The sequence below is a fragment of the Catonella sp. genome, assembly GCF_052169795.1.
Taxonomy (GTDB): Bacteria; Bacillota; Clostridia; order Lachnospirales; family Lachnospiraceae; genus Catonella.
The window spans coordinates 1-11,289 of record NZ_JBQNBU010000069.1 but is presented as its reverse complement, the minus strand read 5'-3'; the positions used below and the strand labels follow the sequence as shown (position 1 = coordinate 11,289).

Below are 11,289 nucleotides of genomic sequence, written 5' to 3'. Positions count from 1 at the left end.
TGTAGTTTTTCAACTTAAATGCAACATGGTGTTGCACTTACCTTGAAAATCTAGCATTTTGTTATCGGAATAATTAAAGTCCACATTAGTATGGATTTTAATTATTCCAAATTCGGAATGTATCCGTTGCTACTGTTTGCTATGTGGTAAACAAAAGAAATCTACACTTGTAAGTCTGATTATAGTATTCTTCTGATAGAAAAAGTGCCGGCAGAAATACCGTCACTTTTGTTAAGCTAGATAATAATCACTAAAAAGGATAAGCATTTTTTGAAATTCTTTGTCATCCAATTCAGATAATATCGGGATTTTCGTTATTAATATATTCTTCCAAAAATCCAATTCGTATATACTGTGATTAGCAGAAAATTTATGAAGTAATAAAATTATTTTATCTCTTTCCCTAATACTTATGCCGTTTTCAAGACAAAAGAGACTAGCTGATTTAATTTCATCTCCAAATATTTCAAATAAGGAAGAAATCAATAATTTATGCTCTTCATACAGTTTTTTAAGTGTTAAGTTATAATCGCTTTCTTTAATCATTAAAATAATGTCCCTTCTAAAATTTCTCTGATAACGTTTGCTATGTTAGCTGCAATAGAACGAGAACCGCCTGCTTTTATTATAGCTCTAAATACTGCACTTTCCTATATCAGTACCTCCCTCTTCCTACCACAGGCTAAAGATATTATACAAATTTATCCCCATAATCACAACCATAAGCCCAATAAAAAGCTTTTCAACCATTTTTTCTTCTATCTTCTTATTCACAATCCTTCCGACAACACCTCCCAGAATACCTCCGGCCACCATAACCACAAGCAGGCTATAATTAAAATCAGGTATCTCATTAGTAAATACCAAAGCCACCAGGCTGGCAAACTGCGAAACAAAAATAATGTAGAGGGAAGTTATTACCGCCTCCTTGGTACTCATTGAAAATAAATAGAACAATATAACGAGATTGATAGGGCCTCCGCCAATACCTAAAAAAGAAGACATCAAACCTAAAAATAAACCTACTATTAGGGATATTCCACTGTTTTTTATCTTTTTGGTTGCTATCCTGTCTTTAAACAAAGTAAATAATAATGTAAACAAAGTCACAATTAAAAGGCAGCCCGCCTGTACAGCCCCCACCTTATTAGGATTACTGCTTACACTCTTTACAAATGAAAAAAGCCATTTTCCTGCCACTCCTCCTATAGCACTCCCTACTGCAACCGGAAATATTTTAGCAAGCTTCAATTCTTCCTTCCTGCTTAATTGGGATTTAATTACAGAATAAGCTGACATAGACAGTACAGTACAGCCCGACAAAAAACTTATTTGACTCACATCCAAAATTTTAAATGCATCTAAGAGGGGCTTAATAATTACCCCTCCGCCGATACCACAGATAGCTCCTATTACAGATGCAAAAAAACATATAACAAAAAATAATATTTCCATAATCACTCCAATACTTACAACTTATAATATTTTTATCTGACTCCCTGAGACAGTAATCTGTACAGCTTTAAAAAGTATGAATTATCTTCATTCTCAATTTCTTCTTTTACCATATCCGGATAATCTGTTATTATACCTTCTATAGGCTTATGCAGATATTTTATTATTGTTTCACTGTCATTAATTGTCCAAACAAAAATATCCTTTCCTTTTGCCTTCGCATCATCATTTAATATATCATTGAAGGTAAAGTCTTCTATCACAAAAAAATTCACCATCTCATCTGCAAAAGCTCCAAACTGCATTGCTATTATATGTCCTGTGTCTATATCCGGCGCTTTAGCTTCTATCTTTTCCATAATCTCCAAATTGCCGGACATCGTTTTATAAGTCTTGTCTACTCCAAGCCTTCTCATCTCATTAATAAAAATATCTGCATAATTATCCGGTTCTTTCCCATGTGGCTTAAGCTCTACCAAAAGTTTCATATTAAGCTCTTTCGCCCGCTTTACAAACTCCTCAAAGGAGGGTATATGGCTTACAAAGTCTCCCTGCCTTATCTCAAGTCCCACAACCTCATCAAAGGTCATATCCTGCACCTTTTTATCTATGCCTGCAAGCCTTTTTAAATTAAAGTCATGGATTACAACAAACTTGTTATCCTTTGTTAAGATTATATCTAACTCCACATAATCGGCTCCTGCCTTTGCAGCTCCCTCCAAGGCTTCAATAGAATTTTCTACTCCTGTAGAATCATATCCCCTATGCCCCACTATAAATACATTTTTATTTAGCTTCTCAGAAAACATCTGGTATCCTGCATGACCCAGCACAACTATCAGTATAATACTCATCAAAGCCGCAATTCTCTTTCTTTTTTTATGCACAAAACCGCCATAGGGCAGTACATTGAAACAAAATACTTCCTCATCATCAATTATAATTTTCACCATTGATGATATAATTATCAATTTTGAAATTACTATAAAGAAGAAAAGTATTATTCTGGTTATAGTATAAAACATACTATTATAAACTACCGCCTTACCTGATGGATCTAAAAATTCAAATATTTGAGTATTTAACCATAATAAAATACCACCTACAATAAACAAGACAAATTCAAACATAAACCATAGCATTATTAGTCTTATCTTGCCTTTTTTAGTAATTTCCAAACTCCTCTTCATATTAGAAGAAAATGTATTATTATTAATAACTGTTAGCGGAATGGTAAAAATCAGCCTTAAGTTTATGTAACCACAGATTAGCAAAAATATATAATATAGAGCTTCTCCCTTATCAGTCTTCATAAGCTCCGAGGTAATAAACTTAGGTATGAAAAATTTTTCAGAAAACACTGAACTAAGCCCAAGATTAGACAGCGGAATCATCAATATGAAATATATGATAAAGAAAAACATCTGCTTTAAGTTAAAACTTCTCCATTTGCTAAAAGCACTCTTAAGATTATTTTTCCACAAAAATCTTACTTTTTTATATGAACAGTAAACCATGATTGTAAGTACAGAAAACTCAAGCAAGATGAATCCACTTACAAGCATAACAAATATAATCAGCAGTAAGAAGCTTGGAGGTTTACTAAGTATGTCTAAAATATTATGAGCTGTAAGATTGTCCTCCCCTGCACTTGCTAGAACAAGCCTAAATACAAATCTAAGCAGGAAGCTCCCTACCTTAGTTAAAATAAGCTGTAAGAGCACAGCCTTTGAATAAAATGCAAATTTATTTTGATATATATTATTCCATACAGCCTTTCCCAATGCTTTATTATCTATATTCATAATACTCCTTACTTCTGCCTTACATCAAATAATATATGAGTTTTATAAAAGTTATAATTAATTCTATGCAACAAAGTAAAGAGCCCGGCTTGGGGGAGCCGGACTCTTCGGAGAAGGTATTTTTGTTACTTATGGGGTGTAGCAAAAACTATATAATGTATTGGGGTTTACGAGTATTATTATAGCAGATAATTGCCAATAAGTCTGCACAAACTTTATTTTTTTTACAACCCTTTTTCTATTAATAATTACCTTATGTATTGCATTAGTGCATTTTTACCCTGTAATTTTAAACTATAAACTCTCATTTTTATTGGTAATCATTAATAAGTGACAATTATAAAATATCAAACCGCTTTCTAATTAAACAACTCTTCAAACTCTTCTCTTGTAATTCTTTCCTTTTCCATAAGCAGTTTTGCACTGGCATGAAGCACATTCATATTTTCTGAAATAAGGCGTTTAGCTTCTGCATAGCATTCATCTATTATCTTCTTAACCTCTTCATCTATCCTGCTTGCCGTTTCTTCACTATAGGCTCTTGTATGTGCCAAATCTCTTCCGATAAACACCTCATCATCGTCATTGTCATAGTTAATAAGCCCTATTTCATTGGTGAAACCAAAACGAGTTACCATTGCTCTTGCAACCTTGGTTGCGTGTTTTATATCCCCTGAAGCACCGGTAGTAATATCATCAAGAATAAGCTCCTCTGCAACACGGCCGCCAAGAGTTACTATAATATCCTGCTTCATCTTACCCTTTGTCTTAAACATCTCATCCTTTTCAGGAAGAGGCATGGTATAGCCTGCCGCTCCATTTCCTGTAGGAATTACAGATACGGTATACACTGGACCTACATCAGGAAGCACATGGAAGAGAATTGCATGACCTGACTCATGATAAGCCGTAATCCTCTTTTCCTTATCAGAAATGATATGGCTCTTTTTCTCAGTTCCTATTCCAACTTTAATAAATGATTTCTTAATATCTTCCGCAACTATAAACTGTCTGTTCTCTGCTGCTGCCTTTATTGCCGCTTCATTCAAAAGATTTTCAAGATCCGCACCTGTAAATCCTGCGGTAGTACGAGCAATCTGCTCAAGGTTTACATCATCACCAAGAGGCTTGCCTGCTGAATGTACCTTTAAGATTTCCTCTCTGCCTCTTACATCAGGATAGCCTACCTGCACTTTGCGGTCAAATCTTCCCGGACGGAGGATAGCCGGGTCAAGTATGTCCACTCTGTTTGTAGCAGCCATCACGATAATACCCTCATTCACTCCAAATCCGTCCATTTCCACAAGCATCTGGTTCAGAGTCTGCTCTCTTTCATCATGTCCGCCGCCAAGACCTGTACCTCTTCTTCTGGCTACGGCATCTATCTCATCTATAAAGACTATGCAAGGAGCATTTTTCTTTGCCTCTTCAAATAAATCTCGAACCCTTGAAGCACCTACACCTACAAACATTTCTACAAAATCAGAACCTGAGATTGAGAAAAACGGTACTCCCGCCTCTCCCGCAACTGCCTTTGCAAGCAGGGTCTTACCCGTTCCCGGAGGGCCTGTAAGTATGACTCCTTTAGGTATTCTTGCACCAATACCGTTGTACTTTGCAGGATTTTTAAGAAAATCCACTATTTCTTCCAACTCTTCTTTCTCTTCTTTCAGTCCTGCAACATCCTTAAACATAACCTTTTTATCTTTTTCGGAGGACATCTTTGCTCTGCTCTTTCCAAAATTCATCATCTTCGAGCCTGCTGCTCCACCGCCTCCACCTGAAACTCCCGTTCCAGCCGTCATAACCATCATCATAATAAAGAACATTACTAAGATAAGCATATAAGGCATAAGTGTAATGAGCCAACTCTGCTTTGTCACATCATGCAGATTATAGTTTACAAAGCCTTTTTCTCTTAACAGTGCAACTACCTCGTTTACATCAGAGGTGTAAAAACTTTCCGTCGTCCTATTCTCATGAAAACCTATGGTTACTTCCACTTCACCGGTAGGTACTGTCTGATTTTGGTATATTTCCACTCCTGTTATAGTTTTTCTATCAAAATCTGCTTTAAATTTTTCATAGTTATAATTGCTATGGCTCATCTTATAAAGATTTTCTGATAAAAACATTACCAGTACAATTATTGCAAGTATTATAAAATAGGTTCCAAATCCCCTTGTCTGTTTTCTCACTTTGTTCTCCTGTTCAATGTATAATAGTCTTTTTTAGTCCAAATGCACTACTCCGATATAAGGAAGATTCCTATATCGCTGCATATAATCAAGTCCATAGCCTACTACAAATTCATCAGGAATTACAAATCCCACATAGTCCACAGTAATGCCGTCAACAACCCTGCGGTCAGGCTTATCAAGTAAGGTACAAAGCTTAAGCGAATTAGGCTTCTTTGTCCAAAGCATATCCTTAAGGAAACTAAGTGTATTACCGGAATCTATAATATCTTCTATTAAAAGTACATCTTTACCGTCAATACCCTCGTCAAGGTCTTTAACTATTCTTACCCTGCCACTGCTTTCCGTGCCGTTGCCATAGCTTGATACCGACATAAAATCCATTGTAAGCGGAACTTTTATGTACTTTGCAAGCTCTGTAGTAAAAAATACACTTCCTTTAAGAATACAGATTAAATGCACTTCTTTTCCCGCATAATCTCTGTTGATTTCCTCAGCCATTTCCCTTATACGAGCTGCTACCTCTTCTTCACTGAGCAATGTAGTAATCTTAGTTTCCATTTTTTCCTCCATCATTTTAATATTACTTCAATTTTTAACAATTTTCTTGTCATTTTGGTAATCTTTGCCCCTTCTCCGGTTCTATATCCTATTATCCAAAGGATGTCACTGCCGGATGCTACAACAGGAATTGTATTTCTTTTTTCTGAGGGAACTTTGCTGTCTATAAAATATTTTTTCAGTTTTTTCTTAGTACCATCATCAGAAATAATAAGATAATCTCCATCTTGCCTATATCGCAAAAGAACATTATCTGATATTCTATCATAATCAAACCATTTGATACAACTGTTTTGCACAAGATTTTTTGTACTTCCGTCACAAAAAGTCAGCTTAATATTATTTTCTTCCAACAAAACATCTGAAACCTCATCAATTTCTATCAAATCAAGCTTTAATTCAGGTGGTTCCAACCTCTTACCGGAATTAACCGGTGTTTCAGCTTCTTTTAAAAATCTTACTCCCTCATAATCTCTTACAGCTCTAACAGCATAGGGTAGATTTATCTCTCTGCCCACCTGTTTAAAAAATAACTCTCTCACACCGGCAACATGCACTGAACCTATATCTCTTGCCTTCCCTGCCCTTTTTACCAATACCCTGTACAGTACCTCATCCGCTAAAACCTCATCAAGCTCTAATATCTCTTTTTTTACAAAAATATCATCGGCCTCATCAACATATTTTCCATAAGCCTTCTCGACCTCTTTTAGTATGTAATTCTCTATACCGTAAAGCCTGTCTGCTGCCTCGTTTATATGTCTTACCGCTCCCTCATTTACCGTCGAAAGCTCAGGCAGTACCTTATTCCTAACCCTATTTCTCATATAAATCAGTGATTTATTGGTACTGTCCGTAACATAACTCTCTCCGTACCCTGCGACAATTTCTTCAATCTCTTTTCTGTCGGTTTTTATCAAGGGTCTTATTATATTTCCGTTTTTAATTTTTATTCCTGTAAGTCCGGTTATACCGCTTCCTCTTGAAAGGTTGATGAGAAAGGTTTCTGCCACATCATTCATATTATGGGCAACCGCTATCTTATCTGCCTTATTTCCCTTTCTAATCTCCTCAAAAACCTCATATCTCAGTATCCGCCCTGCCTCTTCTTCCGAAAACTTATTCTCTTTTGCATAAGACGGCACATCCAACCGTCTGACTTCAAGATGTATGTTATATTTTTCACAAAGTTTCTTTACAAACTCCTCATCTCTTGCCGCCTCTTCTCCCCGTATTCCATGGTTTATATGGACGGCAATAATATTCTCCGGACTTACAATATCCTTTAATAAGAGCAAAAGGCAGACCGAATCGGCACCTCCTGAAATACCGGCAACAACCCTGTCTCCCTTAGATAACAATTTATTTTTTTTTATAAATAACTTTATTTTTTCTACACTGTCCATTTCATCCTCTGTAACTATAGTCAAAGGTCTGACTCCCTGCTGGTTGTCAGACCCTTTTATTTTTCCGGTTCAAATACTATTTCATTCTGATATGTGAGACCGAACTTCTCCCTTGCAGTTTCTTCAATAAACTTCTTAGTCTTTATTTCAAGCTTTAAATTTGCAAGCTCCTCAGCCCTGTTCTTCTCAGCCTCTAAATCACATTTGACAGACTCATTCTTGGCTTTTACTTGAATAAGCTTATCATCTAACATAAACTTGCTCATGCTTACAATTACTAAAACTGCAAACAGCACCACAGTATAGAAGAGTTTTTTTGCTCTGCCGGTTCGTTTTTTTCTCATACCTGCCATATGAATTCTCCATCTGTTTTATATAGTATACTTCATTTTAGCTTAAATTTATGTATTTTACAAGCATTATATTTTATGTTACAATACTAAAAAATAAAAGAGGGCAAAAATGAAAAAAATATACCACAAACTAATCTATTTCTTACTGATATTGATTATATCTTCCTTTTTATTGCCGTCAACAGTTTGTAAACCTACCATCTTAGCAGCAGTGAGGTAAGAATGAATGAATATAAAAGAAAATAAAATGGGTACAATGCCCGTTAAGCAACTGATAATAAATATGTCACTGCCTATGATAGTATCAATGCTCGTTCAGGCATTGTATAATGTTGTGGACAGTATCTTCGTAGCTAAGCTTTCTGAGGATGCACTTACTGCAGTGACTTTGGCCTTTCCTATGCAGAACTTTATGATAGCCCTTGCAACAGGAACGGGTGTAGGTTTTAATGTACTGCTCTCCCATGGACTCGGCGAGAAAAACTTGGATAAGTCCAATGCAGCCGCAAATAACGGTATCTTTCTTATCTTAGTAAATACCATTATCTTTATTTTATTAGGTGCCTTTGCTTCAGCACCATTTATAACCAGCCAAACTGATAATCCTTCCATTCAGACAGACGGAATTATATATCTGCAAATAGTCAGCTTCTTAGCTATAGGAGTATTTACACAGGTCACTATGGAACGCCTGCTTCAGTCTACCGGCAGAACCCTGCTTAGTATGATTAGTCAGATAACAGGTGCTGTAATAAATATAATCCTAGATCCTATTATGATATTCGGTCTTTTAGGTTTGCCAAGAATGGGGGTTGCAGGAGCTGCAATAGCTACTGTAATAGGGCAGTTTTGTGGTGCATTTATGGGTATCTTCCTTAATCTTAAGTACAACACTGAAATTACCATATCCATAAAACAAATATTTAAACCTAGCCTCGATACTATAAAATCAATTTACCTTATTGCAATTCCTAGCATCTTAATGATATCCATCGGCTCTATTATGACCTATGCTATGAACCTCATCCTCATTGCATTTTCAACTACTGCCGCAGCTGTATTCGGAGTATATTTTAAACTACAGTCCTTTTTCTTTATGCCTGTATTTGGACTTAGCAACGGACTCATACCTGTACTTTCCTTTAATTATGGTGCAAAAAATAAAAAACGAATAGATGAATCATTAAAGTTTGCTTTAAACCTTGCCTTTGGTATAATGTTAATAGGCACAATCACCTTTGAACTCATACCTACAATCCTGCTTAATATGTTCAATGCGTCTGACGATATGATGAATATGGGGGTAATTGCACTGAGAACCATAGCAATCCACTTTCCTCTTGCTGCTATTGGCATAGTTTTAAGTTCTATCTTCCAAGCCTTTGCACAAAGTATATATTCACTTATAGTCTCTATAATGAGACAGCTGGTAGTTTTAATTCCTGCTGCTTGGTTGCTATCACAAACAGGTAATGTAAGTAATGTATGGTGGGCATTTATGATTGCAGAAGTTGTATCTCTTGTAACTTCATTTTTATTTTTTAATCATGTTTATACTAAATCAATTCGCCAACTTATCAAGGCAAATTAGTAAAAAATGAACCATACACTGCTATTCAGTATATGGTTCATTTTTATTCTCCCATCAATCCCCTTCAATAACTGCTAGAGTAATCACTCCCAGTATTACTAAGAACAGGAATAAATACTCTAAGGAAATAAATTTCCTTAAAGGGATAATCTGTTATCTTTATAATTAGGTATGATATTTAGAAAGGCTCTTCTTAAAGTCTTCTATCATAGTGTTAAATACACCAATCTGATGTGAAAGTTCCTGTATCTGCTCAATATAAGAACCTACACTTTCATTTACCTCACTTACAGCTCCCGAATTTTCTTCAGCTATAGCTGTAAGAGTCTTAATATTTTCAAACAGTTCAGAAATAGACTCTGCCTCACCTTTCAGTTTCTGAGAATTATCAATCATAAGCACTGATACAGCCTGAAGATTATTATTAGATACTTCGGAAGTGTCAACTGCCTTATCAAGAGATTCATTTTCCGATGCCAGCACCTGATACTGATTATCTATGCCTGATACAACTTCTCTCATATTAGCTACAAAACCTGTAAGGTTCTGATTTATTTCTTCTACAGCATTATCCGTTTCTACAGAAAGCTTTCTTACTTCCTCTGCTACAACTGCAAAACCCTTACCTGCCTCACCTGCTCTTGCAGCCTCAATAGAGGCATTAAGTGCTAAAAGATTTATCTGATTTGCAATTCCTGAAACTATTGAAACAATCTGAACCATTTTATCTGCATCTTCCTGAAGAGCAGCTCCACTTTCTCTAATTGTTCCAAGTCCATCAAGAACTCCATTTATCTCTGATGCAGTCTTCTTTACTCCTGAGAAACTTTCTCTTATGCCCTTCATTGCCTCTTCAATCTTTGTCTTATTTTCTTGGCTTTCTTCAGAAATTTCTGTTATATTATTCACACTTCCATTTAACACATTGACAAGCCTTTCTGTCTCACTAGCCTGTCTACTTGTATCATCAGTAACCTTACCCATCACGCTCTTTATATTATCAGAAGTATTTCTCATATTTCCGGAAATATCTCCTAAAGACATGTTAAAGCCATGCATTTCATCTACTACAGCATTAAAATCAATAAAATCTTTCTGTACTACTTCCTTAACTTTTGCAATATCCTCTGCAAGAGCCTGATACTCATCTCCACTATCAAGTATCATATTAGTAATAAATCTTCTCTGTTTCAAATCTTCAAGTTCTGCCTGTACATCTCTAACAGGACTATTAAAAAGCATACCCAACAACAATGGAATAATGCCTGAAACCAAGGTAACTACTGCCGGCTCCCAGCTTAGTCCAAAAGAAACAAAACTTGTTATTCCTACTCCAAGCATAGTAAATAAAGATGTTTTATATACAGAATTTTTAATAAAGCCTAAGGAAAGAATTTTATTCAGCTTATACGATTTTGTATATGATATCGGTCTTTCAAATGTCAGCTCCAACTTAATTTCAGCTCCGGCTTGACTCACAATCTTTACATCCACGTTCTCCTTAAAATGTTCAAACACTCCTTTTAAAAGACCTTTAAGATAGCCACCCATCTGCCTTTTCGACCTGTATACAAGCTCTGCCTTATTGGAGTCAACTGCAGTAAGGTCAAGTACCGGTGGAACAGCTCCCTTAAACCTCTTCATAACTATAGCATGTACATCATTCATTGATTTAAGAAAATGATATGCATTTTCATGCCTAAAAAAGCCCGGATAAAACTGGACAAATGTCCTTATATTCTCCTGACCCATTATCTCCCAAATCTGCTCACTATTTTTTCCTGCTTTCTGACCTATAAACTCAACCATCCCTACAGCTATCTTATCATCTACATCTTCAAGTGGCGAAAAAATATGTCCAGGGTTCAAATTATACTTTTCAAGAGCCTTATTCACCACATCATCTCCGAAAAGTCTTCT

At 35.8% G+C, this 11,289-nt stretch carries 9 protein-coding genes; 1 reads left to right on the top strand and 8 read right to left on the bottom strand.

Features of this window, described 5'->3' with window-relative positions:
- Nucleotides 1-231: 231 nt before the first annotated feature.
- The 7 genes from ACTTKP_RS09360 to ACTTKP_RS09330 all read right to left on the bottom strand — a co-directional run bounded on the left by ACTTKP_RS09360 (nucleotide 232) and on the right by ACTTKP_RS09330 (nucleotide 7,778).
- Nucleotides 232-546 (bottom strand): hypothetical protein, encoded by a 315-nt coding sequence (locus ACTTKP_RS09360; RefSeq protein WP_442553638.1) that lies wholly within the window; start codon nucleotides 544-546, stop codon nucleotides 232-234.
- A gap of 126 nt (nucleotides 547-672) precedes the next feature.
- Nucleotides 673-1,455, bottom strand: coding sequence for a sulfite exporter TauE/SafE family protein (locus tag ACTTKP_RS09355; protein WP_442553637.1), 783 nt, complete (start codon nucleotides 1,453-1,455; stop codon nucleotides 673-675).
- Between the two features lie 32 nt (nucleotides 1,456-1,487).
- Entirely contained in the window at nucleotides 1,488-3,260 is a 1,773-nt protein-coding gene (locus ACTTKP_RS09350) for a glycerophosphoryl diester phosphodiesterase membrane domain-containing protein (protein ID WP_442553636.1), read from the bottom strand.
- A 359-nt stretch (nucleotides 3,261-3,619) separates the two neighbouring features.
- Entirely contained in the window at nucleotides 3,620-5,458 is a 1,839-nt protein-coding gene (ftsH, locus tag ACTTKP_RS09345) for an ATP-dependent zinc metalloprotease FtsH (RefSeq protein WP_442553635.1), read from the bottom strand.
- Between the two features lie 33 nt (nucleotides 5,459-5,491).
- On the bottom strand, nucleotides 5,492-6,019 hold the full coding sequence (gene hpt, locus ACTTKP_RS09340) for a hypoxanthine phosphoribosyltransferase (RefSeq protein ID WP_442553634.1): 528 nt from the start codon (nucleotides 6,017-6,019) through the stop codon (nucleotides 5,492-5,494).
- Nucleotides 6,020-6,030: 11 nt separating this feature from the next.
- On the bottom strand, nucleotides 6,031-7,449 hold the full coding sequence (tilS, locus tag ACTTKP_RS09335) for a tRNA lysidine(34) synthetase TilS (RefSeq protein ID WP_442553633.1): 1,419 nt from the start codon (nucleotides 7,447-7,449) through the stop codon (nucleotides 6,031-6,033).
- A 32-nt stretch (nucleotides 7,450-7,481) separates the two neighbouring features.
- Nucleotides 7,482-7,778: a septum formation initiator family protein gene (locus ACTTKP_RS09330; protein WP_442553632.1), complete on the bottom strand. Its 297-nt coding sequence runs from the start codon at nucleotides 7,776-7,778 to the stop codon at nucleotides 7,482-7,484.
- A gap of 226 nt (nucleotides 7,779-8,004) precedes the next feature.
- Between ACTTKP_RS09330 and ACTTKP_RS09325 the strand changes: the two genes are divergently transcribed.
- Complete coding sequence (locus ACTTKP_RS09325) at nucleotides 8,005-9,369, top strand: MATE family efflux transporter (protein ID WP_442553631.1); 1,365 nt, start codon at nucleotides 8,005-8,007, stop codon at nucleotides 9,367-9,369.
- A 165-nt stretch (nucleotides 9,370-9,534) separates the two neighbouring features.
- Here the strand turns inward: ACTTKP_RS09325 and ACTTKP_RS09320 are convergent.
- Nucleotides 9,535-11,289: heme NO-binding domain-containing protein (locus tag ACTTKP_RS09320; protein ID WP_442553630.1), on the bottom strand; the 1,755-nt coding region annotated here is incomplete at its 5' end.